Origin of the sequence: Gordonia hankookensis, from assembly GCF_014673215.1 — a bacterium.
Classification (GTDB): Bacteria; Actinomycetota; Actinomycetes; order Mycobacteriales; family Mycobacteriaceae; genus Gordonia; species Gordonia hankookensis.
This window is the reverse complement of sequence record NZ_JACWMS010000001.1, coordinates 29,748-55,967: the sequence shown is the minus strand read 5'-3', so window position 1 is coordinate 55,967 and position 26,220 is coordinate 29,748. Positions and strand designations below refer to the sequence as shown.

Below are 26,220 nucleotides of genomic sequence, written 5' to 3'. Positions count from 1 at the left end.
GCCCTGTCGGGAATCGAACCCGAACCGATGGACGGTCAGGGCACGCCCTTATCGGGGCTGAGATGGCCGTAGTTGCAACGAAATCGGGTTAACGGGTGGGACTTTGCGGGTCAAGCCCGTCTATGACGTTTCTAGCGGCTGTCAGGGCGTCGATTAGCTCGCTGAGTTCTTGGCCGCTGGTGATCTCGACAAATGCGCGGGTGGTAACCGTGGGCGTAGTCGGTGTCACGGAAGATGAGGCGGTCCAGGATGGCTGTAGCGGTCATTGCGCAGCCCTCGGTGGTGGAGGCCAAGCGGTTGATCTGTTTGGTCGCGGCCCGGTACCCGACATGCTGTAGAACGTTCACGCGGCACCCCCGGAGCAGAGGCCGAAGTGGATACAGACGGTCCGCGCCAGGATTGGCAGGGCGTAGAAGCTGATGACCGTGAGGACGGTCAGGGCACCGCCGGCTACCGCGCGACGACGAATGTAGGTGCGATCTGGCACCCGTGAAGGGCTAGACATGAGGCTTGTCCTTCCGGCTTGACTACTTGCCGAAGGGGTTACAAAAGCCCTGTTGGGGACACCTTCATTTCATGCACATGCCATGCAGACGATCCCGCATGGCAAGTCCAGAAAGAACAAAACCCCTGCTGAACAGGGGTTTCGTGGTGCCCTCGGTGAGACTCGAACTCACACTGGACGGGTTTTGAATCCGTTGCCTCTGCCAATTGGGCTACGAGGGCATCTGCGGTCGGCCGCGTGGCGCGGCTGCCGCGAGAGTCCACTTTAGATGATCGGCCGAGGGGCCGGTCAACCGGTACGCTGCTCGCATCGGTGCTTGTAGGTTCGCGCTGGTCGTGGCCAGTTCGAAGTGGAGGAGGGGATGGTGACGGTGGCAGACAGGGCTGCGGATCGGACCGGCGAACAGACGACAACCCATCGGGTGCTCGTTGCCGAGGACGACTCGCTGATCCGGATGGATCTCATCGAGATGCTCCGCGAAGAGGGCTACGAGGTCGTCGGAGAGGCCCCCAACGGACAGGTCGCGGTCGAGCTGACCGAGAGCCTGACACCGGACCTGGTGATCATGGACGTGAAGATGCCGGTTCGCGACGGCATCGATGCGGCGTCTGAGATCGCGCAGAAGAAGTTGGCTGCCGTGGTGATGCTGACCGCGTTCAGCCAGCGCGAGTTCATCGAGAAGGCGCGTGACGCCGGTGCGATGGCCTATCTGGTCAAACCGTTCACCAAGGCCGATCTGGTCCCGGCGATCGAGGTGGCGGTGAGCCGCTACAACGAGGTGGCCGCGCTCGAGAAAGAGGTCGCCACGATCTCCGACCGTCTCGAGACCCGGAAACTGGTCGAACGCGCCAAGGGACTCCTGATGGAAAAGCAGTCACTCTCAGAGCCCGAGGCGTTCAAGTGGATTCAGCGCGCCGCAATGGACCGTCGCACGACGATGAAGGCTGTCGCGCAGGTGGTCGTCGAGACTCTGGGCCCCGACAGCTGACCGTCGCGGCGCCCGCGCCGTTAAATCTGTGAAAACACGCTTCCGCCCAACATGGACGTTTGGTTCCAATCCATCGCGGGCGCCGGTGTTTCGGACTATGTTTTCTCAAGGTCTCCTCAGCAGATCTCTTGGCGCAGACGATCGGTCCAGAACGGGTCGACGTTCCGCCGGGTGGGTGGGAAGTGAAGAGGTAAGAGAATGCATCGTCGTGTGGCGACAGGTGCTCTCGCGCTGGCGATGGCGAGCGTGCTCGCCGTATCAGCGTGTAGCAGCAAATCCAGTGACTCCGGGACCGAATCCGGTTCCAGCGGTTCGGCTGCCGCGAGTTCGGGTCTCGAGATCGCGCCCCTGGCTCAGATCGACACCCAGGGCAATGAGGTCCAGGGCGCCGCGGAGTCGGCAGCCCTCAATCCGGCCGGCGACGGCCAGGCCCAATGCCCCAAGACGACGATCGCGATGGCGGGTGCTCTGACCGGCGCGGATGCCGCACTGGGCATCAACATCAAGAACGGTGCGCAGCTCGCGGTCGACGAGCACAACAAGGCGAACCCGAACTGCCAGATCACCCTCAAACCCTTCGACACCGAGGGTGACCCCCAGAAGGCCACCCAGGTCGCACCCCAGATCGCCAACGACGACGCCATCGTGGGCCTGATCGGTCCCGCCTTCTCCGGTGAGACCAAGGCGACCGGCGGCATCTTCAACCAGGCAGGCCTGGTCTCGGTGACCGCTTCGGCCACCAACCCGACCCTGACCGACAACGGCTGGAAGACCTTCTTCCGCGGTCTTGCCAACGACGATGTGCAAGGCCCGGCGGTCGCGAAGTACCTGACCGGCACGATGGGCAAGAAGAAGGTCTGTGTCATCAAGGACGACACCGACTACGGTGTCGGACTGGCGAAGGCGATGACCCAATCGCTCGGCTCGGCCGCCGATGCCTCCTGCTCCGGCGACGTCAAGAAGGGCGATCGTGAGTTCTCGGCGATCATCTCGAAGGTCACGGCCGCCAACCCGGACGCGATCTTCTACTCGGGCTATTACGCCGAGGCAGCTCCGCTGGCCCAGCAGCTGAAGACCGCAGGCTCACAGGCCACCTTTGTCTCGGGTGACGGCGCCAATGATCCGCAGTTCACCGCGCAGGCCGGTGACAGTGCCAAGGGTGCGATCCTCTCGTGCCCGTGCGGTCCTGCACCGTCGCAGTTCAAGAAGGACTACCAGGCCGCCTTCAACCAGCCGCCCGGCGTCTACTCGGTGGAGGCCTACGACCTCGCCTCGATCCTGATGAAGGGAATCAACGAGGGCAAGCGCACCCGCCCCGAGTTGCTGTCGTTCGTTCGCAGCTACAAGGGCCCGGGCCTGGCGCGCGAGTATCAGTGGAGCCCCACCGGCGAGCTGACGTCCTCGCTGATCTGGGTATACGACGTCAAATAAGGCACAACCATCACGGTGCGTCCGGGCACACCAGCCCGGACGCACCGTGGTCTGTGGGGGATTCTCGTGGCTGAAAGGCACGCATGATCGTGTACTCGTTGGCCGAGACGACATCGGTGGCATCGACCATCACCTTCGATCTCGGCGCGCTCAAGGACGGCTTCTGGGGCCTGACCATCGAGGGGCTCACCTACGGTGCGATCTACGCACTGGTCGCGGTGGGTTACACCCTCGTCTACGGCGTGCTGCGGCTGATCAACTTCGCACATTCCGAGGTCTTCATGCTCGGCATGTTCGGCCAGTACATCGGCCTGCTGCTGCTCGGCTTCACCCCGTCGGGAAACACCTACTCCGAGGGCACTGTGATGACCGTCCTCTATCTGCTTTTGGCAGGGCTGTGCGGGATGGCCGTATCAGGTGGTGCCGCAGTCGGTTTGGAGTTCGTTGCCTACCGTCCGCTGCGTAAGCGGAAAGCCAAACCGCTCGCCTTTCTGATCACGGCGATCGGTATGTCGTTCGTGCTGCAGGAGTTCGTGCACTACGTCCTGCCGAAGCTGCCCATCGATCCGCCGCTGGGCGGATCCAGTGCGCAACCGACGATCCGGCTGGTACAGCCGGTCAAAGAGTTCAGCCTCTTCGGGGCGCCCGTCTACAACCTGACGCTCATCATCATCATCTCGGCGTTGGTGCTGGCACTCGGGACCGACTACATGATCAACCGCACGCGACTGGGCCGCGGCATCCAGTCGGTTGCGCAAGACCCGGACGCCGCATTGCTGATGGGTGTGTCGCGGGAACGAATCATCACGGTGACCTTCCTGATCGGTGGTCTGCTCGCGGGTGCGGCCGCGTTGCTCTACACGCTGCGCGTCCCGACGAACATCGTCTACTACGGCGGTTTCATCCTCGGTATCAAAGCGTTCTGCGCCGCCGTCCTCGGCGGCATCGGCAACGTTCGGGGTGCGCTGCTCGGCGGACTTCTGCTCGGTGTCATGGAAAACTATGGATCGGTGGTGCTCGGCAACCAGTGGCGGGACGTCGTCGCCTTCGTCCTGCTCATCCTGGTGCTGATGTTCCGCCCGACGGGCATCCTCGGTGAGAAGCTCGGGAAGGCACGGGTATGACGACTCAGCAGCCCGCAGGCGCCACGGTGCCCGACGATCCGAACGCGCCCGAACCCCGGGGCGTCGGCGATGCGATCCGGACCTGGTGGAACGGCCTGCCCCGCGTCATGCAGTGGCTCGTGGGCGTTCCTGCGATCATCGTGGTCGGTCTGCTCCCCGTCGTCAATCCGCCGCTGATCACCACCACGGCAACCGATTTCGGTGTGGTGATGGCGACCTTCGCGATGACCGCACTGATCGCCATCGGGCTGAACGTGGTGGTCGGCCAAACCGGACTGCTCGACCTCGGGTATGTCGGCTTCTATGCCGTCGGTGCCTACGTCGTGGCGCTGATGACCAGTCCCGCGAGCCCGCTGTGGAACAGCACCGATCACGGGATCTTCTCCGGGCCGTGGGGATGGCTGGCGTGTGTGCCGTTGGCCATCGTCATCACCGGCATCACCGGCGTCATCCTGGGCACCCCGACGCTGCGGGTCCGCGGTGACTATCTCGCCATCGTGACGCTCGGTTTCGGTGAGATCGTCCGACTCCTCGCCGACAATCTCGGCGACGTCACCAACGGGGCCTCGGGCCTGCAGGGTGTGCTGTTCCCCGAGGTCGGACAGAACGACGCGCACCCCGATGGGGTGTTCTCCAGCGCCAACAACGCCGGCACCCTGAACTACGGTGTGTGGTGGTACTGGCTCGGTATCGCGTTGGTGATCCTGGTCCTCATCATCATCGGCAATCTCGAACGCAGCCGGGTCGGCCGGTCGTGGGTGGCGATCCGCGAGGACGAGGACGCCGCGGAGATCATGGGCGTGCCGACCTTCAAGTACAAGCTCTGGGCGTTCGTGATCGGTGCGGGTATCGGTGGCCTGTCGGGTGCCGTCTACGCAGGCCAGGTCCAGTACGTCGACCCCAAGGCGTTCACCGTCATCAACTCGATGCTCTTCCTGTGTGCGGTCGTACTGGGTGGTCAGGGCAACAAACTGGGCGTGATCGCGGGGGCCTTCCTGATCGTCTATCTCCCTGCACGAGTCCAGGGGGTCGAGATCGGCGGCCAGTCGCTCAGCGAGTTCAAGTACCTGTTCTTCGGGATCGCCCTCGTGGTGTTGATGATCTTCCGTCCGCAGGGTCTGTTCCCGGCCAGAGCCCGCTTGATCACCTTCGGCAGACGGATCTACGGAGCGGTGAAACGTGCGCCGAGCAGCGGACGGACCCGCGGTGAGGAGGTGGAGGCGTGAGCAGGCATCGTGAGCCCGACGACCAGGGGACCGGACGCGGTGTCCCCGACCATGACGAGCAGATCGCCGAGGCGGTCGCCGACCCGTCGGCCACCGCCATCGTCGATCCGGCGGCCATCGACCCCGACCTCGCCGACCCGGAGGCAGTCGCCGAGGCCGTTGCGCCCCAACGTGACATCGCCACCGCGACCGGTGAAACCCTGCTCGAGGTCAACGGTCTGACAGTCGAGTTCGGTGGTCTCGCTGCCCTCGACGACGTCACCTTCGACATCAAGCGCGGTGAGATCCTGGGCCTGATCGGGCCGAACGGTGCCGGCAAGACCACCTGCTTCAACGCCATCACCGGGGTCTATCGGCCGACCCGTGGCACCGTCACCTTCGATGGCGCGCCGCTCGGGAAGATCAAGCAGCACAAGATCACTCGGCGGGGCATCGCCCGCACTTTCCAGAACGTGCGGTTGTGGGGGGAGATGACCGCGCTCGAGAACGTCTGTGTCGGCACCGATGCACGGCACAAGACGTCGGTGTTCGGTGGCATCTTCCGCACCCCGCGTCACTATCGGGAGGAACGCGACGCCGTCGACCGGGGCATGGCGCTGCTCGAGTTCGTCGGCATCGGACCGCGGGCGGCGGAGAAGGCATCGAATCTGCCCTATGGCGATCAGCGGCGCCTCGAGATCGCCCGTGCGATGGCGACCGAGCCCAAACTGCTCTGCCTCGACGAACCGGCAGCGGGGTTCAACCCGAGCGAGAAGACCGCCTTGATGGGTCTGATCCAGAAGATCCGTGATGACGGGTACACCGTGCTCCTCATCGAGCACGACATGCGTCTGGTGATGGGCGTGACCGACCGCATCGTCGTCCTCGAGTTCGGTCGCAAGATCGCCGACGGGTCACCGCGAGAGGTCCGCGACAACCCGGCCGTCGTTGCCGCCTACCTGGGAGTTCCCGATGACGAATCCGCCTGAGTCAGCCCCGTCGCAGGACACGCCGGACGCACCGTCCGGGTCGACGCCGGTTCTCGAACTGCGTGACGTGGTGATCCACTACGGACGGATCCGGGCCCTGCACGGCATCTCGCTGCAGGTTGGCGCGGGGGAGTTGGTCACGTTGCTGGGCGCCAACGGTGCAGGCAAGTCGACGACGATGCGTGGCATCTCCGGGCTCAATCGACTGACCGAGGGTGACATCCTCTTCGACGGTGAGTCGATCGCAGGCCTCGCAGCACACCAGCGGGTCAAGCGCGGCATCATCCAGGTGCCCGAGGGACGTCGCATCTTCCCCGGGATGACGGTGCTGGAGAACCTCGACATGGGTTGCTATGGACGGAAGTTCACGTCCAAAGCCGCCTATCAGGAGTCGCTCGAGCACGTCTTCGACCTCTTCCCGAGGCTCGGGGAGCGCCGGAAGCAATTCGGCGGAACCATGTCCGGCGGTGAGCAGCAGATGCTCGCGATCGGCCGCGCGCTGATGGCCCGGCCCAAACTGCTCCTGCTCGACGAGCCGTCGATGGGGTTGGCGCCCATGGTGATCCAGCAGATCTTCCGCATCATCGCGCAGATCAACTCCGAGGGCACCACCATCCTGCTCGTCGAACAGAACGCCCAGCAGGCACTGAGCCGGTCGACGCGCGGCTACATCCTGGAGACGGGCGTGATCACCAAGGAGGGCGCGGGCAAGGACCTCCTCGTCGACGACGCGGTGCGGGAGGCGTACCTGGGTGTCGCCTGACACTGTCGGGGACGGTGACACATCGTCTAGGCTCGGCCCATGCCTGCCATCGCAGTCACGTCGAGCCACGACCGGGAGCTGGTGAGTTCGCTGCTCGCGCAGGCTTTCGTCGAGGATCCGGTGATCCGCTGGCTCTGCCCGGACCCGCGGCACGACAAGCAGATCTTCCACACCTTGCTGCGATGGGTGCACGGCGACGCGGCGTCGATCGATCTCGCCACCCGTGACGGGGTCCCGATCGGTGCCGCGGTGTGGGATCCACCCGGCCATCGTCTGACCGCCACCCAGCAGCTCGGTTCCGTATGGGGTTTCGTCCGAGCGCTGCGCGGGCGAATCCGTCGCGGCTCGATCCTGGAACAGGAGTTCGGCAAGGTGCGCCCGAAGGAGCCGCACTGGTACCTCGGTCAGGTGGGTGCCGCGGTCAAGGGCGTCGGGATCGGGAGCGCCCTGCTGAGTGCAGGCCTGGATCGGGTCGACGCGCCCGCGTATCTGGAGAGTTCGAACGAGGCCAACATCCCGCTGTATGAGCGGTACGGATTCGTGGTGACCACCGAGGTCACGTTGCCCTACGGCGGTCCGACCGTCTGGCCGATGTATCGGCGAGGCTGACCATCCGGGTCGAACACCCCCTCGAGCTGTCGGGCGGTGTCATTAGACTCGCTGGGGTGAGTCCCGCGAAGAGTTCGACAGCGCCCGCGAAAGCCCCGTCAGGCCCCGCGAAAGCCCCGTCAGGCAAGGAACGCAAGCCGGTCCTGATGCTGCTCGACGGGCACTCGCTGGCGTATCGGGCGTTCTTCGCGCTCCCGGCCGAGAACTTCAAGACGGCGACCGGTCAGACCACCAACGCCGTCTACGGCTTCACATCGATGCTGATCAACCTGCTGCGCGATGAGGAGCCGACCCACGTCGCCGCGGCCTTCGACGTGTCACGCAAGACGTTCCGCTCCGAGATGTTCCCCGAGTACAAGGCCCAGCGCTCCAAGTCCCCGGACGAGTTCAACGGGCAGGTCGACCTCACCAAGGAGGTTCTCGACGCCCTGGGCATCCCGGTGATGGCCATAGAGGGTTACGAGGCCGACGACATCATCGCGACGCTGGCAACCCAGGCCGAGGCCGAGGGGTATCAGGTTCTGGTGGTGACCGGAGACCGTGATTCGCTGCAGCTCGTCGATGATTCGGTCACCGTGCTCTACCCCAAGAAGGGGGTTTCGGACCTGACCCGGTTCACCCCGGACGAGGTGGAGAAGAAGTACGGCCTCACTCCCACGCAGTACCCGGACTACGCGGCGCTCCGCGGCGATCCCAGTGACAATCTGCCCGGCATCCCGGGTGTGGGGGAGAAGACCGCGTCGAAGTGGATTCGCGAATACGGATCGCTGGCATCGCTGGTGGACCATGTCGACGAGGTGAAGGGCAAGGTCGGCGATGCGTTGCGCGCCCACCTGGCCTCGGTGCAGACCAACCGGCAACTCACCGAACTCGTCCGTGACATGCAGCTGCCCGCCGGACCAGACGAGCTGGCCATGGTCGGCTGGGACCGGGACCGTATCCATCAGCTCTTCGACGACCTCGAGTTCCGGGTGCTCCGCGACCGGTTGTTCTCGACATTGAGTTCCGTTGAGCCCGAGGCAGAATCGGGTTTCGACCTCGACGGGACAATTCTCGGTGCCGGCGAGGTCCGAGCATGGCTGGAGGAGCACACCGCGACCGGCCGCAGCGGCGTGGCCGTGACGTCGCCACATCAGGTGGTGGGCGCCGATGCCACCGGCATCGCCGTCGCCGCCGCCGACGGGACGTCGGCCTATCTGGATGTCACCGGGCTCGACGCCGACGACGAGAAGGCTCTGGGGGCGTGGCTCGCCGACACCGAACGGCCCAAGGCGCTGCACGAGGTGAAGTGGGCGATCCACGCGGTCCGGGCGCGCGGCTGGACCCTCGCGGGCGTCACCAGCGACACCTCGCTGGCGGCCTATCTCGTCCGTCCAGGGCAGCGCACGTTCAATCTCGACGACCTCACGTTGCGCTACCTGCGTCGGGAACTCCGCGACGACGCCGCGCCCGACGACGGGCAGATGTCACTGCTCGACGAGGACGCAGGCGATGCCCAGCATGCCGAGCATCAGATGCTGGAGGCGCGGGCGGTCGCCGAACTCGCCGACACGCTGGACACCGAGCTCGAGCAGATCGACTCGAAGCCACTGCTGACCGAGATGGAACTGCCGCTGCTGTTCGTCCTCGCTCAGCTCGAGGCGGCCGGGATCGCCGTCGACGTCGACCACTTCGGTGAGCTGGAAAGTGACTTCGCCCAACGCATCCGCACCGCCGCCGACGCTGCGTACGAGGTGATCGGCGAGCAGATCAACCTCGGTTCGCCGAAACAGCTGCAGACGGTGCTGTTCGACAAGCTCGACATGCCCAAGACCAAGAAGACCAAGACCGGCTACACCACCGACGCCGACGCGTTGCAGAGCCTGTACGAGAAGACCGAGCATCCCTTCCTCGCACATCTGCTGGAGCACCGTGACGCGACCCGGCTGAAGGTCACCGTCGACGGTCTGCTGAAATCCGTGGCCGACGACGGACGCGTCCACACGACGTTCAACCAGACGGTCGCCGCGACGGGCCGGCTGTCGTCGACCGAGCCCAACCTGCAGAACATCCCGGTCCGGACCGAGGCCGGGCGGCAGATCCGCAAGGGATTCATCGTCGGCGCCGATTCCGCGGGTCTCGGCTACGACTGCCTGATGACCGCGGACTACAGCCAGATCGAGATGCGCATCATGGCGCATCTCTCGGAGGACGCCGGGCTGATCGAGGCCTTCAACACCGGCGAGGATCTGCACAACTTCGTGGGATCGCGCGCGTTCGGCGTTCCGATAGACGAGGTCACCACGGAGATGCGCCATCGGGTCAAGGCGATGTCGTACGGCCTCGCCTACGGCCTCAGCGCCTTCGGTCTCGCCGCACAGTTGAAGATCAGCCGCGACGACGCCAAGGAACAGATGGAGGCCTACTTCGCGCGGTTCGGTGGTGTCCGTGACTACCTGCACGACGTCGTCGCCGAGGCCCGTCGTAACGAGTACACCGCGACGTTGTTCGGCAGGCGTCGGTATCTGCCGGATCTCAACAGCGACAACTGGCAACGACGTCAATCCGCGGAGCGGATGGCGCTCAACGCTCCCATCCAGGGCACCGCGGCGGACATCATCAAGGTCGCGATGATCAACGTCTACGGACGTCTCGAGCGTGAGGAACTGCGGTCGCGCATGCTCCTGCAGGTCCACGACGAACTGGTCGTCGAGGTCGCCACCGGCGAGCGCGACGCGGTGGAGGCCGTGGTGCGCGAGGAAATGGGCAGTGCGATCAGTCTGTCTGTCCCACTGGAGGTCTCGGTCGGATTCGGTCGTTCCTGGGACGACGCGGCGCACTGATGACACGTATCGGGGTGTTGACCGGCGACGGTATCGGACCCGAGATCGTGCCCGCGGCCATCGCGGTTGCCCAGGCCGCGGCCCATGCCGAGGGCATCGGTGTCGAATGGGTCGAGTTGCCCTTCGGGCGCACCGCGATCGACAGTCACGACAACCCGGTTCCCGACGAGACATTGTGCGCTCTCGATGATCTCGACGTGTGGGTGATGGGGCCGCACGACTCCGCGAGTTATCCCATGCCGCACGCCGAGCGGACTCCGGGCGCGGTGATCCGGACCCGCTACGAGTTGTTCGCCAACCTCCGGCCCGCGCGCGCCTTCGGCGGAGTACGCGCCACCGCGAGGGACATCGACGTGCTGATCGTCCGGGAGAACACCGAAGGGCTCTACGCCGACCGCAACATGTTTGCCGGCAGCGGTGAGTTCATGCCGACTCCCGATGTGGCGCTCTCGGTCGGGGTGATCACGCGACAAGCATCGGAACGGATCGCGCGGGTGGCCTTCGAGGCCGCGCGCGAGCGGTCGTCACATGTGACCGTCGTGCACAAGGCAAATGTCCTGCGTCTCACCACCGGACTCTTCCGCGACGTGTGTCTGCAGGTGGCCGCCGACTTCCCCGACGTGGTCGTCGACGAACAGCACGTCGACGCGATGGCCGCCCACCTCGTCCGGCGCCCATCCGATTTCGATGTGATCGTGGCCGAGAATCTCTTCGGCGACATCCTGTCGGATCTTGCGGGTGAGTTGGCCGGATCCCTGGGACTGGCTGCGTCGGTGAACTGTTCGGACACCAAGGTGATGGCACAGGCGACCCATGGCGCGGCTCCCGACATCGCGGGCCGTGGGCTGGCGAATCCCGTCGCGATGATCCTGTCGACGGCGATGGCGATGCGCAGGCACGGTGTGGCGTCATCGGATGGTGGGCTCGTCGCGGTGGCGGGGCGGATGGAAGCGGCGGTCGCCGACACGCTTGCGCAGTCGATGGCCACGGCGGATCTGGGCGGCACGGCGACGACCCGTGAGTTCACGGAGGCAGTGGTCGAGCGGATCTGAGACTCGGGGCGACCGGGCATCCGGTAAATCTCTGGTAACTAGCCGGTGGATCGGCTTGGTAGCCATTAAGTTCGTCATGTGCGTCGACGACGGCCGCCTGTGCCGTCGTGCGCCGAACATGCAGATGCATGGAGAATTGTGAACAGATGGGGTGTGTGATGCGTTTTCTGCGATCTTCCCGACTGGGTGGCGTGCTGGTGGCACTCTTCGCGGTCCTGGCTCTCGCCTTGGCAGGGTGTTCCAACAACGAGGGTTCCGAGTCGTCGGGTCCCGCGTCGTCGTCGGCGAAGGTGGAGGCGGCCAAGGTCCAGGAGATCGCCGATCTGGTACCCGGCAACATCAAGGAGTCGGGCCAGCTGATCGTCGGGGTGAACGTGCCGTATCAGCCCAACGAGTTCAAGGACGCGGGCGGCAACATCATCGGCTACGACGTCGATCTCATGAACGCGATCGGTGGGGTGCTGGGGTTGAAGCCGGTGTTCAAGGAGGCCGACTTCGACAAGATCATCCCGGCGGTCCAGCAGGGTACGTACAACGTGGGCATGTCGTCGTTCACCGACAGCAAGGAGCGCGAGAAGCAGGTCGACTTCGTCACCTACTACAGCGCGGGTATCCAGTGGGCCCAGCAGAAGGGCGGGTCCATCGATCCGAACAACGCCTGCGGAAAGCGTGTCGCCGTGCAGTCGACCACCGTCGAGGACACCGACGAGGTCCCGGCCAAGAGCAAGGCCTGCACGGATGCGGGCAAGCCCGCCATCCAGAAGACCAAGTTCGATTCGCAGGATGAGGCGGTCAACGCCCTGGTACTCGGCAAGGTGGACGCGATGTCGGCGGATTCGCCGGTGACCGCCTACGCGATCAAGCGGTCCGAGGGCGCGCTCGAGCCGGCAGGCGGGGTCTTCGAGTCTGCTCCGTACGGCTACCCGGTGGCCAAGGGATCGCCGTTGGCCGGGGCCCTGCAGAAGGCTGTGCAGCATCTCATCGACAACGGCCAGTACAAGCAGATCGCCGAGAACTGGGGCGTGCAGTCGGGCACCATCCCGAACTCGGTGATCAACGGCGCGGTCAGCTAGGCACGTGAGCTCTCCGTCCACGGGTCCGCAACCGACCGGGGCCGACCCCACCGATCCGGACCCGATCAAAGCCGTGCCCCTGCGTCATCCCGGTCAGTGGGCCGCCGCGGCGGTCGTGTTGGTGCTGGCCGCTCTGTTCGTCTACGGCGCGGCCACCAACGCGGCCTACGCATGGGACACGTATGCCAAGTACCTGTTCGACACCCGCATACTGTCCGGTGTCTGGTACACGCTTGCCCTGACCGTGCTCGCGATGCTCATAGCGATCATCCTGGGTGTCCTGCTCGCGATCATGCGACTGTCGCCGAACCCGGTCCTGCGGTACACGGCGTGGGTCTATCTATGGGTGTTCCGCGGGACTCCCGTGTACGTGCAGTTGGTGTTCTGGGGACTGTTCCCGTCGATCTACAAGCAGATCGATCTGGGGATCCCGTTCGTGTACCAATTCGCGCACTTCGACATCCAGTCCCTCAACGCCGCCTTCACGTTCGCGATGATCGGTCTCGCTCTCAACGAGGCCGCCTACATGGCCGAGATCGTCCGGGCCGGTGTCTCCTCGGTCGGGGAGGGACAGTCGGAGGCATCGGTGGCGTTGGGTATGTCGTGGGCGCAGACGATGCGCCGGACCGTGCTGCCCCAGGCGATGCGTGTGATCATCCCGCCCACCGGCAACGAGGTGATCAGCATGCTCAAGACCACCAGCCTCGTGGCGGCCGTGCCGTTCACCGGTGAGGTCTACGGTCGTGCCCGCGACATCTCGGGCGTCAATTTCCAGCCGATCCCACTGCTGATGGTGGCATCGACCTGGTACCTGATCGTGACGAGCGTGCTGATGGTCGGCCAGTACTACCTGGAGCGCTACTACTCGAAGGGGGCGAGCAGACAGATGACGGCCCGGCAACTGAAAGCCATGGCCGCCGTACAGAATGCGCCGGTCGTGGATGGGGAGAGCGATGAGCGTCGTTGAGCGCCCGATGGTGCACGCGGACCGGGTCCACAAGAACTTCGGATCGCTGCAGGTCCTCAAGGGCATCAGCTTGGAGGTCGGCCGCGGGGAGGTGCTCTGCCTCATCGGTCCGTCCGGCTCCGGCAAGTCGACGTTCCTGCGATGTGTCAATCATCTCGAGGTCGTCAATGCCGGCCGGCTCTACGTCGACGGGGATCTCATCGGTTATCACGAGCGCGGGGACAAGCTCCACGAGATGAGTCCGAAGGATGCCGCCAAGCAGCGCCGTGACATCGGCATGGTGTTCCAGCATTTCAACCTGTTCCCGCATCGAACCGCGTTGGAGAACGTGATCGAGGCGCCGACGCAGGTGAAGAAGCAGAGCAGGAAGGACGCCATCGAGCGGGCGCGATATCTGCTCGAACGGGTGGGCTTGTCGGAGAAGGCCGACACCTACCCGGCGCAGCTGTCGGGCGGGCAGCAACAACGCGTCGCGATCGCCCGTGCGTTGGCCATGGAACCCAAGCTCATGCTGTTCGACGAACCGACCTCGGCGTTGGATCCGGAACTCGTCGGCGAGGTTCTTGGGGTCATGCGCGAGTTGGCCGCGACCGGCATGACGATGGTGGTGGTGACCCACGAGATGGGCTTCGCGCGTGAGGTCGCCGATCAGTTGGTGTTCATGGACGGCGGTGTCGTTGTGGAACAGGGTGTCCCCCGAGAGGTGCTGGCGAATCCGCAGCACGAGCGGACGAAGGGGTTCTTGTCGAAGCTGTTGTGAGCGTGGCGCGTAGCGCTGACCGGTGCACTGTCGCGTTCACCTCGACAAGGTGACACCACCGTGGTTCGGAACCGGGGTGGTGTCATCGCGGCGAGGTGGCTGCCACCGGGGCGCACGCCCGACAGCTACGGCTTACGACAACAGAAGATCGCGGTTCCCGGGAAGTACTGACCACGGAACGGGCTCCACTGGCCCCATTCCTTGTCGAATCCCTCAGGCCATTCCGGTTCCACGATGTCGTCGAGAAGCAGACCGGCGGAGCGGATCTCGCGTACCCGGTCGCCGACGGTCCGGTGGTGTTCCACGTAGGTGATCGCCCCGGTGTCGTCGGCCTCGGTGTACGGCGTGCGGTCGAAATACGGGATGCGCACGACGAGCCCTTCCGGCCCCGGATCGTCGAGGAACATCCAGCGCATCGGGTGATTGACGGCGAACACCCATCGCCCGCCGGGCCGCAGGACGCGGGCGACCTCGGCCATCACCCCGGCCGAATCCGCCACGAACGGAACGGCACCGAACGCCGAACACGCGACGTCGAATGATCCGTCGGCGAAGGGCAGTGACTCGGCCGTCGCCTGGACGAGCGGGACGTGCATGCCGTCGGCGGCCATCGCGGCCAGACCGATGCCGAGCATGCGTCGCGACAGATCGACCCCGACGGCGCGGGCACCCTGACCCGCCAGCCATCGCGCACAGGGCGCCGACCCGCACCCGACCTCCAGGACATCGCGGCCCACCACGTCACCGAGCAGTCCGATGTCGGCCTCGCGCAAACCCTCCGGACACCAGATGAAGTCGCCGCCGGCGGCATAGGTGCCGAGGAACTCGCCGTGTTCGTCGTGATAGTTCTGCGCGTCGTGATCCCACCACCACCGATTCGCGCGGTCGCTCGTCGCCGAATCGACGCCGGTCAGCAGCCGTGGCGGCCGCACAGAAGCTTCCTGTGTGGTGTCGTCCTCGATCATCGGCCTCAGTCTGTCACGAGTTCGTAGAACCTGAAGAAACTGAAGTCCTCGATCGGGAGGGTGTCCACCCGGGTGAAGCCTGCCTGGTGTGCGTACGACGTGAGCGTCGACGGGCGCATCACCGTCCCCGTCGCGGCCGAAGGTGGCGAACTCATCGAATCGGGTAGGCACACGAACAACGAGAACCCGTACATGATCTTGTCCAGATCGTCTGCGGGCCCGGCGAACTCATCCGACACCGCTTCGTCCATGACGACCATCGAGCCGCCGGGCGCGAGCGAGGCACGTGCGGCCGAGAGCACGTCGACGGGACGCGGCATGTCGTGCAGACACTCGAAGGCAAACGCGACATCGAACGGGCCACGGGCGGACGTGTCCGCGCCGTCGGCGAGCACGAACTCCACGCGATCGGAGACACCCGCATCGGCAGCAGTGCGCCGGGCCATCGCCACCGATTCGGCGTCGATGTCGAGCCCGACCAACGTCGCCTCGGGGTAGGCATTCGCCAGCGCGACGGTGGAGTGTCCGCCCCCGAACCCGATGTCGGCGATCCGGGCGCCGGGCCGCGACAGTCTGCCGTGCAGATGCCCGACCCCGGCCAGTGCGGGAGCCAGTTGTCGGTCGAACCACGGTCGGTTCATCCCGGCCTGGGATTCGCGGGCGTCCACGCCAAGCCGTTCCCAGCTGACGCCGCCTCCGGTGCGATAGGCCTCGAGCAGTTCGGGCAGATGACTGAACGACGCCGCGAACATCTGGGGCACGGTCCCCAGGAACGAGAGGCTGGACCTGTCGGTGAGGACCTCGGCCACCCCGGGGGAGATCGAGAACCGGACGGGATCGGCGGTCAGGTCGGCGTCGAGGATGCCGTATGCGGCCTGCATCTCCAGCCACTCCTGCGCGTAGCGGGCGTTGGTTCCGCTGTGTTCGGCCAGTTCGTCGGCGGTCAGCGGCCCGCGCTCGACGAGAGTGGAGTACCAACCCAGCCGGTCGCCCAGGTAGACGCTCATCGTCTCTGCGGTCGCGAGGGCCGAGGAGAAGAGACGTTCCGCGAACTCATCCGCGCTGACGTTGCCCGCTGACGTGGTCATGCATCAATGATGCTCCGGTGCCGCCGAGAAGGGCCAGCACTGATCTCGCTGGTCATTGGTTGCTCAGCAGGCGCGTCCACCCAGCACGTGCTCGGTCTTCGCGTCACCATCCCAATGCCGTAGCCCCACGAACGAGCCGTCGACGGTGGCTCGGGTGTCGAGGGCGCCGAGCGCGCGGGTGAGTTGTTCCGGGTCCAGCCGGCGGGCGAGCGTGACGTGTGGTGTCCAGCGGCCGGGTGTGCTGTGCGGCATCATCGCAGGCCCCGTCTCGCCGGGATGACTGTCGCCTGGATGACTGCCGCTCGGGTGATCGGCAACCAGGTGATCGGCGACCAACCGGATCGTCTGGGCGTGGATCGACAGCAGTTCGGTCGACGGGACGACGAGCCGTGCCAGCGTGACCCGGGAACCCTGGGCGAACAGGATCGGCGCCCCGATCGTGGCGGTGAACGGCAGTCGCAGACTCACCGGGGTCAGTGCCGCGTCGGCCGACCCGGCGATGTGCTTCGCGGCTGCGAGCGTCACGTGCGGGCGGTTGGTGCCGGATCGGATGGTGCTCTGATTGGGCAGGCCTGCGCTGTCCAGCGTGTGCCATTCGTCACGTATGTACTGGTCAGAGACTTCGTCGAGGAGCAACTCGAGTGAATGGACCACGCGTCGACCTCCTTGTGGCACGTATTTGCCCAGTACAGCGGCCCTGGAGTACGCTTGCTCACGCGCGTGTGCTCGATAACGCGCGGTTCAGCATGCCAATCCGGTGGACGACTGCTCGTCGGTCGAATCGCACGGAGGCGGTCCATGCCGTTCCACAGACTCGAAAAAACTGTACCTACTACACACCTGTCCGGAGCAACTCAACATATGTCGTCCCCCACGATCACCTCGCCGCAAGTAGCCGTCAATGACATCGGCTCGGCCGAGGATTTTCTCGCCGCCATCGACTCCACGATCAAGTACTTCAACGATGGCGACATCGTCGAGGGCACCATCGTCAAGGTCGATCGTGACGAGGTTCTGCTCGACATCGGTTACAAGACCGAAGGCGTCATCCCTTCCCGTGAACTCTCGATCAAGCACGACGTCGACCCCAATGAGGTCGTCAACGTCGGTGACGAGGTCGAGGCACTGGTCCTCACCAAGGAGGACAAAGAAGGCCGCCTGATCCTGTCCAAGAAGCGCGCCCAGTACGAGCGCGCCTGGGGCACCATCGAGGAGCTCAAGGAAAAGGACGAGGCCGTCAAGGGCACCGTCATCGAGGTCGTCAAGGGCGGCCTGATCCTGGACATCGGTCTGCGTGGCTTCCTCCCGGCGTCGCTGGTGGAGATGCGTCGCGTCCGCGACCTCCAGCCGTACATCGGCAAGGAGATCGAGGCCAAGATCATCGAGCTCGACAAGAACCGCAACAACGTGGTGCTGTCGCGCCGCGCCTGGCTGGAGCAGACCCAGTCCGAGGTTCGCAGCGAGTTCTTGCACCAGCTGCAGAAGGGCCAGGTCCGCAAGGGCGTCGTGTCCTCGATCGTCAACTTCGGCGCCTTCGTCGATCTCGGCGGCGTCGACGGCCTGGTGCACGTCTCCGAGCTGTCCTGGAAGCACATCGATCACCCGTCCGAGGTCGTCGCGGTGGGCGACGAGGTCACCGTCGAGGTCCTCGACGTCGATCTGGACCGCGAGCGCGTATCGCTGTCGCTCAAGGCGACCCAGGAAGACCCGTGGCGTCAGTTCGCCCGCACCCATGCGATCGGTCAGATCGTGCCGGGCAAGGTCACCAAGCTGGTTCCGTTCGGTGCGTTCGTTCGCGTCGACGAGGGCATCGAGGGTCTGGTCCACATCTCCGAGCTGGCCGAGCGCCACGTCGAGGTGCCGGATCAGGTTGTCGCCGTCGGCGACGACGCGATGGTCAAGGTCATCGACATCGACCTCGAGCGTCGCCGGATCTCGCTGTCGCTGAAGCAGGCCAACGAGGACTACACCGAGGAGTTCGACCCCTCGAAGTACGGCATGGCCGACAGCTACGACGAGCAGGGCAACTACATCTTCCCGGAGGGCTTCGACGCCGAGACCAACGAATGGCTCGAGGGCTTCGAGAAGCAGCGTGAGGCATGGGAGGCCCGGTACGCCGAGGCCGAGCGTCGCCACAAGATGCACACCGCCCAGATCGAGAAGTTCGCTGCTGCCGCAGCCGAGGCCGAGAAGGCCCCGTCGGACTACTCGTCGGCATCGGAGGGTCGCTCGAGCTCCAGCAACGCTCCGGCTTCGACCGGTGGCTCGCTGGCCAGCGACGAGCAGCTCGCCGCACTGCGCGAGAAGCTTTCGGGTAACGCCTGATTCGCGGTTCGTAGTTCCACACAAAGCTCCCCGGCTCGTTTCGAGCCGGGGAGCTTTGTCATCTCCGGGTCGGTTCTCGGAGTGCACGCAACCATAAGTTGTTGACAATAATTTTCATCAAGAAGTTGACTGTCCCGCGTGCAATCACAACGGACAAAACTGACACAGGTCGTCGCGGTGGTCGTCGCATCGTCATGCGCTTTCACCGCCTGCGGTGCCGATACGGAGGAATCGCACTCCACCAGCAGTGCGCAGGTGAGTTCGGCGCCGGTCGAACAGCAGACCGCGACACCGAGATTGGCGCTGAGCTACGACGGCGGCATCCTGATCCTCGACGCGCAATCGCTGCGGCAGGTGGCCGACATACCGGCCGACGGATTCATCCGTCTCCACGACGCCGACAACGGTCGCCACGTGTTCGTCTCGGAGACAGGTGGATTCCGAGTTCTGGACATGGGCACCTGGACGCGGCAGCACGGCGATCACGGACATCACTACACAGCGCCACCGACGATGACGGACATGCGATTCGGTGGGGAGGAGGCGGGCCATGTGGTGCCGCACGACTCCCGGATCACGTTGTTCAGTGACGGCACCGGCGGGGTCGACATCGTCGAACCGGCAGAGCTGTTGCGGGGCAATGCGAAATCTTCCGAGTACACAGTTCCGGAGCCCCATCACGGTGTCGCCGTCGCGCGCGGCGACGGCTCATTGGTGGTGACGTCGGGCGACGAGCAGACCCGAACGGGCATCGTCATCCTGGACAAGGATCGCACGGAGATCGCTCGTAACGATCAGTGTCCCGGTGTCCACGGTGAGGCCGCGGCCGGCCATGGAGCGCTCACGTTCGGATGCGAGGACGGCATGCTGATCGTGCGCGGCAACGAGATCCAGAAGGTCCCGAGCCCGGACACCTACGGCCGTATCGGAAATCAGGCGGGCTCCGACGAGTCGTCCGTCGTCCTCGGCGACTACAAGACCGATGCGAACGCCGAACTCGAGCGCCCGAACCGATTCACGCTCACCGACACGAGAACCGGCCAGATGCGCGTCGTGCCGTTCCCGGCGAGTTACAGCTTCCGGTCCATCGAGCGTGGTCCGAACGGTTCGGCGGTGATCCTCGGCACCGACGGCGCGCTTCACGTGTACGACCCGGTCACCGGCACCGAGACGCGGAGGATCGACGTCATCCGTGGGTGGACCGAGCCCGACGAGTGGCAGGCGGCGATGCCGAATGTGCACGTCCAGGACGGCACCGCCTTCGTAGCGGATCCGACTGCCAAGGCACTGATCGCCGTCGATCTCGCGACCGGGGAGAAGCAGACGCAGGTGGAACTTCCTCGAGCGACGATCGAACTCACCGGGGTCACCGGCTGACCGAGCACTGCCCGACGCAACCGGCGTCGGACGGTTTTGCGAGACTGGTCGGGTGATCAGACTCGGGCTGTCCGGCGGCATCGGTGCCGGGAAATCGACGGTGGCGAAGACCTTCATCGAACGAGGCGGGTACCACATCGACGCCGACAAGATCGCGCGTGAGGTGGTCGAGCCCGGGACGCCCGGATTGGCGGCGCTGGTGGAGGCATTCGGCGAGGACATCCTCGCCGGCGACGGCACCCTCGATCGGGCGGCGCTCGCGGCCAAGGCATTCGTCGACGATGAGCAGCGCACCAAGCTCAACTCGATCACGCATCCGCTGGTCGGCAAGCGCACTCAGGAGCTCCTCGACGCCGCTCCGGACGACGCGATCGTCGTGCAGGACATTCCTCTGTTGGTCGAGGGGAACATGGCCCCGTTCTTCCACCTGGTCGTGATCGTGCATGCGGACGCCGAGGTGCGGATTGCACGATTGACCACGGCACGTGGGATGCCGGAGGCCGACGCCCGCGCCCGGATCGGGGCGCAGGCCACCGATGAGCAACGGCGTGCGGTGGCCGATGTGTGGCTCGACAACTCGGGAACACCGGAGGATCTCGCGGCGGCGGCCGCGGCGCTGTGGGACGGCCGTCTGGTGCCCTTCGATCAGAATGTCCGGTCCCGAACCGGGGTGCGGGGTCCGGTCACGCTGGCCGATCCGGACCCGGCGTGGGCGGCCAACGGTGCCCGGATCGTGAACCGATTGTGGGCGGTGGTCGGAGACAAGGCCACGGCCATCGACCACATCGGCTCCACCGCGGTCCCGGGCCTGGTCGCGAAACCGACGATCGACGTCCAGATCACCGTTGCCGACCTCGGCGTGGCCGATGCGCTCGTCGACGTGCTTGCCGACGGCGGGTTTCCGCGCATCCCCGGTATCGACGGCGACCGTCCCAAGCCGGACCCGGCGACGGGATCGGTCGACGAAGGGCTGTGGGGGAAGCGCTTTCACGTCTCAGCGGACCCTGGGCGTCCGGTCAACGTGCACCTGCGCCCCGCCGGCTCGCCGGGCGGCGCGTTCGCGATCGACTTCCGTGACTGGCTACGCGCCGACGATGCCGCACGCGACGAGTACTCCCAGATCAAGAAGACGGCGATGGCCGGGGCGGACGGCGATCTCGACAGGTATGTGGCGGCGAAGGAACCGTGGTTCGACGACGCCTATCGCCGTGTCGCCGAGTGGAAGCGTGAGCGCGCCGACGGGTGACTGTCCCGCGATCGGACGAACTCTGGATACGTCCGTGGCCAGATTTGCCGCTTCGTCCGGCTGTGCGTGTCGAGCTTTGCTAGCGTGAAGCGCGCACCTGCCAGGTGCGACCTACGTCACTGCTCTGAGTCGAGGGAGAACAGCCATGGGTGTATGCACGAGAGGCCGTGCCGTGTCGGCGGCCGTAGCGTTCGCGAGTGTCGCGGCAGCGGGAGCAGTGCTCGCCGCGCCGGCGAACGCGGCGCTGACGGAGGATCTGCAGGTCGACAATTCGGCACTGCTCGGATCGGTCGGGGAGAACCGGTACGGCGCGGGATGTGGGTACGGTGTCATCGCGACGACCGACGGCTCCGCGGATCCGGTGCAGTTCACGGTCACCGGCACGGTGCCCGGCTCGCAGTCGGTCACGCCGAAGGACAACAAGGCGGTCTACAGCTGGATTCCGCTGCTGCCAGGCAAGTACACGATCACTGCCAAGCAAGGGAATTCGACGAAGACGACCGGCGAACTCACGGTCGTGCAGGCTGTTTACACCGGCAGTTCCTGCATCATCCTCTGATTCGATCAGGGGGGACCGGCCGGACCGGAACCGCTGATGATCTGCCATCGGGGTGACGTGAATTCCGTGGATCCAATTGGGGATCTCGAACCGTAGAGGTTGCCCATACGCGGTAACTGTGGAATACCTGAGAGCGGTCGTGAATATTTGGGATACGGCCGTATCCACAAACTTCAAGGAGATCACCACATGGGTTTCACCAAGGGTCGTCGTATCGTCGGAGCCGCCACCGCCCTCGTCGGCGCCGGAGCCGCAGCTCTCGTCATGGCCGCGCCTGCCAGTGCCGCTGTGACAGATCTGGAGATCACCACACCATCGGGCTATGGCTCGGTTGCGGATCGCTACGGCACCGGATGTGAGTACGACGTCTCGGTGACCATCAACAACAAGTTGCCGAAGGGCACTGTCTTTTACATCGCGACCGGCCCGGATGGGAAGGCGAGCAACATGGAGAACAAGACGCCGACGGGTAACAAAGCGACGTTCGAGTTCACGCCGGAAACCCCGGGCGAGTACACACTTCGAGCACGTCAGAGCGACGACGTGAACGATTCGCAGCAGCCAACATGGGTCACCAAGACGGTTCAGGTCGGCCGGGGATTCGAGATCCCGGACACCGGCTCGGTGGAGCTTCCGTTCAGTGGCTGTGTCATCCTCGCACCCTGAGGATGTGATCATTCCGATCTGACCGATCGGGGCGTTGCGAACACGGTTCGCAACGCCCCGATCGCGTTCTGTCCGTGGTATTTCCGTTCTCGGCGAGTCTCTCCCGTAAACCGGGATTTCGGCGGGGAATGACGGCATGATTGGCGGGTCCCCGTGCATCGGTTGGGGGCATCAGCACGAATCAGCAACGGAGAGAACATGATGGCAAGTAATGCGAAGCGGTTCCTGTGGTCGGCGGCAGCGATCGCGAGCGTCGGCGCGGCCGGCATCGTGATGGCGGCGCCGGCGAGCGCCGCGGTGGCGAAGGTGGAGATCACCACCCCGTCGGGATACGGATTGGTCATGAACCGCTACGGGACGGGCTGCTCCTACGACGTGGCCGCAACGGTGGACGACTACTCGGCAACCGCAGACAACGTCACCATCACGGTGGCGCGCAACGGCGGATCGTCGCAGACCCTGATCGACGAGAAGCCCAAGGCCGGCACAGTGACCGCCACCTGGAAGCCCTCGGCACGGGGCAGCTACACGATCACGGCAACCCAGGGCGGCGTCTCGAAGACGACCACAGCCCAGGTCGGTACGGGTATCCAGTTGCCCTCGTTCATTCTCGGCGGAGGCTGCCTCATCACGAATCCCTGACCCGGGAGGTGTCCGGACCCGGAATCATGAAGGTCTGGAATCGTCCCCGTGAGCTCCCTCCGAGGTGAGTGGCCCTCGGCTCCCGGCTCACGGGGACGAACTCGTCCCGACGTCACCGATCCTGCCGGTGTCCACCGGGTACCGATTCGTCAGCTCGCACGGTGATCGTGGAAGAACACCCGCGCACCGACGGCTGCATCCAGCCAGGCCTGTACGTCATGCCCGTGTTCGGCGGCACCGATGAGCGCTCGGGTCGCGATCGCGACCGCCTCCTCGCACTCCGCCGTCCCCAGCAATCCCGCGGTGTGGGCCTCGAACAGCTCATCGACGTCGACGAGTGCGAGAGGGTGCCCGGGCACGTCGACGAGATCGAGATACCAGTCCTCAGCGTGCCAGCGACCGTCGTGGTCGGGCCAACCGAACCGCCCGACATCGAGGTACAGGCGCTGGCCATCCCGATGACCTGCGGCGAAGTGGAAGATGTTCGCCCGCAGCCCGAGGTCGGGCAGCAGCCATGACTCGAGATGGAAGAACCGGGGGTGATCGGCCGGCCGGGACATGTAGAGGCCGTGATCGGTGACCTCATACCGTTCGACCGGCCGGACGAACCCCTTGTTGTCGGTGTTGGTCATCGCCGGCACGTCGAAGACTTCCCGCTTGGGCGGATGCGGTGCTCCCGTCATGGCCGTCACCCTATGTCGCCGATGCCGACGCCGCCGACGGAACACAACTGTCGTACCGCGCGTTTACCCTGGCATTATGGCTTTTGCAGCAGAACATCCGGTCCTCGCGCATTCCGAGTTCCGGCCGATCGGGGAGATCGAGCGCACCGAAGGCCGGTTCGAGGTGGTCAGCGAGTACGAACCGGCCGGTGACCAGCCCGCCGCCATCGATGACCTCGAACGACGGATCGCGGCGGGTGAGAAGGACATCGTCCTGCTCGGTGCCACCGGTACCGGTAAATCGGCCACCACCGCCTGGCTCATCGAGCGGGTCCAGCGTCCGACCCTGGTGATGGCGCCGAACAAGACGCTGGCCGCCCAGCTCGCGAACGAGCTGCGCGAGATGCTGCCCAACAACGCCGTCGAGTACTTCGTCTCGTACTACGACTATTACCAACCAGAGGCGTACATCGCGCAGACCGACACCTACATCGAGAAGGACTCGTCGATCAACGACGACGTCGAACGCTTGCGCCACTCGGCGACCTCCAATCTGCTGTCGCGCCGGGACGTGGTCGTGGTGGCGTCGGTGTCGTGCATCTACGGTCTGGGCACGCCACAGTCGTACATGGACCGGTCGGTCGAGATGTCCGTCGGTGACGAGATCGACCGGGACGCCTTGTTGCGGCTCCTCGTCGATGTGCAGTACACCCGCAACGACACGGCCTTCACCCGGGGCAGCTTCCGCGTGCGTGGCGACACGGTCGAGATCATCCCGTCCTACGAGGAACTGGCCGTGCGCATCGAGTTCTTCGGCGACGAGGTGGAGTCGCTCTACTATCTGCATCCCCTGACCGGAGACGTTGTGCGTCAGGTCGATTCGCTGCGGATCTTTCCGGCGACGCACTATGTCGCCGGACCGGAGCGTATGGAGAAGGCGATGAAGGGTATCGAGGAGGAGCTCGAGGCCAGGCTGGCCGAGCTCGAGTCGAAGGGCAAACTGCTGGAGGCACAACGACTCCGCATGCGTACCTCCTACGACCTGGAGATGATGCGACAGGTGGGTTTCTGCTCCGGTATCGAGAATTACTCGCGCCATATCGACGGGCGCTCCGCGGGCAGTGCGCCGGCGACCCTCATCGACTACTTCCCGGACGACTTCCTCATGGTCATCGACGAATCCCATGTGACCGTGCCGCAGATCGGCGGGATGTACGAAGGTGACATGTCGCGCAAGCGGAATCTCGTCGATTACGGGTTCCGGTTGCCGTCGGCGGTCGACAACCGGCCACTCACGTGGGACGAGTTCGTCGACCGGATCGGACAGACGGTGTATCTGTCGGCGACTCCGGGTCCGTATGAACTCGGCCAGGCCAACGGGGAATTCGTGGAACAGGTGATCCGGCCGACCGGTCTGATCGACCCGGAGGTGGTGGTCAAGCCCACGAAGGGACAGATCGACGATCTCGTCCACGAGATCCGGGAACGCACCGAGCGTGACGAGCGGGTCCTGGTGACCACGCTGACGAAGAAGATGGCCGAAGACCTCACCGACTATCTGCTCGAGCTCGGGATCCGGGTGCGCTATCTGCATTCGGAGGTCGACACGCTGCGTCGCGTCGAACTCCTTCGTCAGTTGCGATCCGGCGAATACGACGTGCTGGTCGGCATCAACCTGCTCCGCGAGGGCCTCGACCTCCCGGAGGTGTCCCTGGTCGCCATCCTCGACGCCGACAAGGAGGGCTTCCTGCGATCCACGACGTCGTTGATCCAGACCATCGGCCGTGCGGCGCGCAACGTGTCCGGTGAGGTGCACATGTATGCGGACAAGATCACGGATTCGATGCGCAACGCGATCGACGAGACCGAACGTCGCCGGGAGAAGCAGGTCGCCTACAACACGGAGATGGGCATCGACCCGAAGCCGTTGCGCAAGAAGATCGCCGACATCCTCGACCAGGTCTATCGGGAAGCCGAGGACGAGGCGGTTGCGGTGGGTGGCTCGGGTCGTAACGCGAGTCGCGGACGTCGGGCCCAGGGTGAGGTCTCCAAGGCCAGAGGCGGCAGTGCGGGCGTCATCGAGAAACGCGATACATCATCGATGCCACGGGCCGAACTCGCCGACCTGGTCGCCCAGCTCACCGATCAGATGATGAGTGCCGCACGCGACCTGCAGTTCGAACTCGCGGGCCGGCTTCGCGACGAGATCGCCGACCTGAAGAAGGAACTGCGGGGCATGGACGCGGCCGGCATCAAATGACCCGCCGACCGTGGGTGGTGGATCCCACCGTTGTTCGGAATGTGCGGATAACCACGAAGTGCGGACAAACCGGCACGCCGCCAACTACTCTGCCGGGTCAGGGGTTCTACAGTGTGGGGATGACACCTGCCTCGTGACTGCG

The 26,220-nt window shown here is 65.1% G+C and carries 24 protein-coding genes and 1 tRNA gene; 19 read left to right on the top strand and 6 right to left on the bottom strand.

Annotated features, from left to right (window positions below; genetic code table 11):
- Nucleotides 1-343: 343 nt before the first annotated feature.
- Together IDF66_RS00250 and IDF66_RS00245 are read right to left on the bottom strand one after the other, a co-directional pair.
- Complete coding sequence (locus tag IDF66_RS00250; RefSeq protein ID WP_190265349.1) at nt 344-505, bottom strand: hypothetical protein; 162 nt, start codon at nt 503-505, stop codon at nt 344-346.
- Nucleotides 506-649: 144 nt separating this feature from the next.
- Nucleotides 650-726 (bottom strand) — tRNA-Leu (locus tag IDF66_RS00245).
- Between the two features lie 140 nt (nt 727-866).
- On the opposite strand from IDF66_RS00245, the gene IDF66_RS00240 reads away from it, so the two are divergent.
- From IDF66_RS00240 to IDF66_RS00185, 12 genes are all read left to right on the top strand, one after another.
- The gene (locus tag IDF66_RS00240) at nt 867-1,493 is read left to right on the top strand and encodes an ANTAR domain-containing response regulator (protein ID WP_190265348.1); all 627 of its coding nucleotides are present in this window, start codon (nt 867-869) and stop codon (nt 1,491-1,493) included.
- Nucleotides 1,494-1,691: 198 nt separating this feature from the next.
- Nucleotides 1,692-2,924 carry a branched-chain amino acid ABC transporter substrate-binding protein gene (locus IDF66_RS00235; RefSeq protein WP_164309460.1) on the top strand — a complete coding sequence of 411 codons (1,233 nt, stop codon included), beginning with the start codon at nt 1,692-1,694 and terminating at the stop codon, nt 2,922-2,924.
- Between the two features lie 83 nt (nt 2,925-3,007).
- Entirely contained in the window at nt 3,008-4,048 is a 1,041-nt protein-coding gene (locus tag IDF66_RS00230) for a branched-chain amino acid ABC transporter permease (protein ID WP_164309459.1), read from the top strand.
- A complete protein-coding gene (locus tag IDF66_RS00225; protein WP_164309458.1) occupies nt 4,045-5,274 on the top strand; it encodes a branched-chain amino acid ABC transporter permease in 1,230 nt (409 codons plus the stop codon). The genes IDF66_RS00230 and IDF66_RS00225 overlap by 4 nt, the downstream gene beginning before the upstream one ends.
- On the top strand, nt 5,271-6,242 hold the full coding sequence (locus IDF66_RS00220; RefSeq protein WP_317628527.1) for an ABC transporter ATP-binding protein: 972 nt from the start codon (nt 5,271-5,273) through the stop codon (nt 6,240-6,242). Before IDF66_RS00225 ends, IDF66_RS00220 begins: the two co-directional genes overlap by 4 nt.
- Entirely contained in the window at nt 6,226-7,005 is a 780-nt protein-coding gene (locus IDF66_RS00215; protein ID WP_223309073.1) for an ABC transporter ATP-binding protein, read from the top strand. Before IDF66_RS00220 ends, IDF66_RS00215 begins: the two co-directional genes overlap by 17 nt.
- A 39-nt stretch (nt 7,006-7,044) precedes the next feature.
- Nucleotides 7,045-7,614, top strand: a complete 570-nt coding sequence (locus IDF66_RS00210; protein WP_190265347.1) for a GNAT family N-acetyltransferase — start codon at nt 7,045-7,047, stop codon at nt 7,612-7,614.
- A gap of 56 nt (nt 7,615-7,670) precedes the next feature.
- Nucleotides 7,671-10,436 carry a DNA polymerase I gene (gene polA, locus IDF66_RS00205; protein WP_190265346.1) on the top strand — a complete coding sequence of 922 codons (2,766 nt, stop codon included), beginning with the start codon at nt 7,671-7,673 and terminating at the stop codon, nt 10,434-10,436.
- On the top strand, nt 10,436-11,488 hold the full coding sequence (locus IDF66_RS00200; RefSeq protein WP_190265345.1) for an isocitrate/isopropylmalate dehydrogenase family protein: 1,053 nt from the start codon (nt 10,436-10,438) through the stop codon (nt 11,486-11,488). Before polA ends, IDF66_RS00200 begins: the two co-directional genes overlap by 1 nt.
- A gap of 158 nt (nt 11,489-11,646) precedes the next feature.
- On the top strand, nt 11,647-12,561 hold the full coding sequence (locus tag IDF66_RS00195; protein ID WP_190265344.1) for an ABC transporter substrate-binding protein: 915 nt from the start codon (nt 11,647-11,649) through the stop codon (nt 12,559-12,561).
- Between the two features lie 4 nt (nt 12,562-12,565).
- On the top strand, nt 12,566-13,528 hold the full coding sequence (locus IDF66_RS00190; protein WP_190265343.1) for an amino acid ABC transporter permease: 963 nt from the start codon (nt 12,566-12,568) through the stop codon (nt 13,526-13,528).
- Nucleotides 13,515-14,288, top strand: a complete 774-nt coding sequence (locus tag IDF66_RS00185; RefSeq protein WP_317628526.1) for an amino acid ABC transporter ATP-binding protein — start codon at nt 13,515-13,517, stop codon at nt 14,286-14,288. The genes IDF66_RS00190 and IDF66_RS00185 overlap by 14 nt, the downstream gene beginning before the upstream one ends.
- Nucleotides 14,289-14,413: 125 nt before the next feature.
- On the opposite strand, the gene IDF66_RS00180 is transcribed toward IDF66_RS00185, so the two are convergent.
- From IDF66_RS00180 to IDF66_RS00170, 3 genes are all read right to left on the bottom strand, one after another.
- Nucleotides 14,414-15,253, bottom strand: coding sequence for a class I SAM-dependent methyltransferase (locus IDF66_RS00180; RefSeq protein WP_190265342.1), 840 nt, complete (start codon nt 15,251-15,253; stop codon nt 14,414-14,416).
- A 5-nt stretch (nt 15,254-15,258) separates the two neighbouring features.
- The gene (locus tag IDF66_RS00175) at nt 15,259-16,341 is read right to left on the bottom strand and encodes a methyltransferase domain-containing protein (protein WP_190265341.1); all 1,083 of its coding nucleotides are present in this window, start codon (nt 16,339-16,341) and stop codon (nt 15,259-15,261) included.
- Nucleotides 16,342-16,404: 63 nt separating this feature from the next.
- Nucleotides 16,405-16,995 carry a 2'-5' RNA ligase family protein gene (locus IDF66_RS00170; RefSeq protein WP_190265340.1) on the bottom strand — a complete coding sequence of 197 codons (591 nt, stop codon included), beginning with the start codon at nt 16,993-16,995 and terminating at the stop codon, nt 16,405-16,407.
- Between the two features lie 207 nt (nt 16,996-17,202).
- Between IDF66_RS00170 and rpsA the strand changes: the two genes are divergently transcribed.
- The 6 genes from rpsA (at nt 17,203) to IDF66_RS00140 (ending at nt 23,156) form a co-directional block, all read left to right on the top strand.
- Complete coding sequence (gene rpsA, locus IDF66_RS00165; protein WP_164309449.1) at nt 17,203-18,666, top strand: 30S ribosomal protein S1; 1,464 nt, start codon at nt 17,203-17,205, stop codon at nt 18,664-18,666.
- A gap of 138 nt (nt 18,667-18,804) precedes the next feature.
- Entirely contained in the window at nt 18,805-20,043 is a 1,239-nt protein-coding gene (gene aztD, locus IDF66_RS00160; protein WP_190265339.1) for a zinc metallochaperone AztD, read from the top strand.
- Nucleotides 20,044-20,095: 52 nt separating this feature from the next.
- Nucleotides 20,096-21,289 carry a dephospho-CoA kinase gene (coaE, locus tag IDF66_RS00155; protein ID WP_190265338.1) on the top strand — a complete coding sequence of 398 codons (1,194 nt, stop codon included), beginning with the start codon at nt 20,096-20,098 and terminating at the stop codon, nt 21,287-21,289.
- Nucleotides 21,290-21,461: 172 nt separating this feature from the next.
- Entirely contained in the window at nt 21,462-21,848 is a 387-nt protein-coding gene (locus IDF66_RS00150; RefSeq protein WP_190265337.1) for an SET domain-containing protein, read from the top strand.
- A 189-nt stretch (nt 21,849-22,037) separates the two neighbouring features.
- Complete coding sequence (locus IDF66_RS00145) at nt 22,038-22,514, top strand: hypothetical protein (protein ID WP_190265336.1); 477 nt, start codon at nt 22,038-22,040, stop codon at nt 22,512-22,514.
- Between the two features lie 198 nt (nt 22,515-22,712).
- Nucleotides 22,713-23,156 carry a hypothetical protein gene (locus IDF66_RS00140; protein WP_190265335.1) on the top strand — a complete coding sequence of 148 codons (444 nt, stop codon included), beginning with the start codon at nt 22,713-22,715 and terminating at the stop codon, nt 23,154-23,156.
- A gap of 149 nt (nt 23,157-23,305) precedes the next feature.
- On the opposite strand, the gene IDF66_RS00135 is transcribed toward IDF66_RS00140, so the two are convergent.
- The gene (locus tag IDF66_RS00135) at nt 23,306-23,839 is read right to left on the bottom strand and encodes a DUF402 domain-containing protein (protein WP_164309443.1); all 534 of its coding nucleotides are present in this window, start codon (nt 23,837-23,839) and stop codon (nt 23,306-23,308) included.
- Between the two features lie 76 nt (nt 23,840-23,915).
- Here IDF66_RS00135 and uvrB point away from each other — a divergent pair, with 76 nt between their 5' ends.
- On the top strand, nt 23,916-26,078 hold the full coding sequence (gene uvrB, locus IDF66_RS00130; RefSeq protein ID WP_164309442.1) for an excinuclease ABC subunit UvrB: 2,163 nt from the start codon (nt 23,916-23,918) through the stop codon (nt 26,076-26,078).
- Nucleotides 26,079-26,220: the final 142 nt, after the last annotated feature.

Bases quoted from the DNA above. Each gene is read 5' to 3' on its own strand.
- IDF66_RS00250 (WP_190265349.1), bottom strand. From the start codon at position 505: ATGTCTAGCCCTTCACGGGTGCCAGATCGCACCTACATTCGTCGTCGC.
- IDF66_RS00240 (WP_190265348.1), top strand. From the start codon at position 867: ATGGTGACGGTGGCAGACAGGGCTGCGGATCGGACCGGCGAACAGACG.
- IDF66_RS00235 (WP_164309460.1), top strand. From the start codon at position 1,692: ATGCATCGTCGTGTGGCGACAGGTGCTCTCGCGCTGGCGATGGCGAGC.
- IDF66_RS00230 (WP_164309459.1), top strand. From the start codon at position 3,008: ATGATCGTGTACTCGTTGGCCGAGACGACATCGGTGGCATCGACCATC.
- IDF66_RS00225 (WP_164309458.1), top strand. From the start codon at position 4,045: ATGACGACTCAGCAGCCCGCAGGCGCCACGGTGCCCGACGATCCGAAC.
- IDF66_RS00215 (WP_223309073.1), top strand. From the start codon at position 6,226: ATGACGAATCCGCCTGAGTCAGCCCCGTCGCAGGACACGCCGGACGCA.
- IDF66_RS00210 (WP_190265347.1), top strand. From the start codon at position 7,045: ATGCCTGCCATCGCAGTCACGTCGAGCCACGACCGGGAGCTGGTGAGT.
- IDF66_RS00200 (WP_190265345.1), top strand. From the start codon at position 10,436: ATGACACGTATCGGGGTGTTGACCGGCGACGGTATCGGACCCGAGATC.
- IDF66_RS00195 (WP_190265344.1), top strand. From the start codon at position 11,647: ATGCGTTTTCTGCGATCTTCCCGACTGGGTGGCGTGCTGGTGGCACTC.
- IDF66_RS00185 (WP_317628526.1), top strand. From the start codon at position 13,515: ATGAGCGTCGTTGAGCGCCCGATGGTGCACGCGGACCGGGTCCACAAG.
- IDF66_RS00180 (WP_190265342.1), bottom strand. From the start codon at position 15,253: ATGATCGAGGACGACACCACACAGGAAGCTTCTGTGCGGCCGCCACGG.
- IDF66_RS00175 (WP_190265341.1), bottom strand. From the start codon at position 16,341: ATGACCACGTCAGCGGGCAACGTCAGCGCGGATGAGTTCGCGGAACGT.
- rpsA (WP_164309449.1), top strand. From the start codon at position 17,203: ATGTCGTCCCCCACGATCACCTCGCCGCAAGTAGCCGTCAATGACATC.
- IDF66_RS00145 (WP_190265336.1), top strand. From the start codon at position 22,038: ATGGGTTTCACCAAGGGTCGTCGTATCGTCGGAGCCGCCACCGCCCTC.
- IDF66_RS00140 (WP_190265335.1), top strand. From the start codon at position 22,713: ATGATGGCAAGTAATGCGAAGCGGTTCCTGTGGTCGGCGGCAGCGATC.
- IDF66_RS00135 (WP_164309443.1), bottom strand. From the start codon at position 23,839: ATGACGGGAGCACCGCATCCGCCCAAGCGGGAAGTCTTCGACGTGCCG.
- uvrB (WP_164309442.1), top strand. From the start codon at position 23,916: ATGGCTTTTGCAGCAGAACATCCGGTCCTCGCGCATTCCGAGTTCCGG.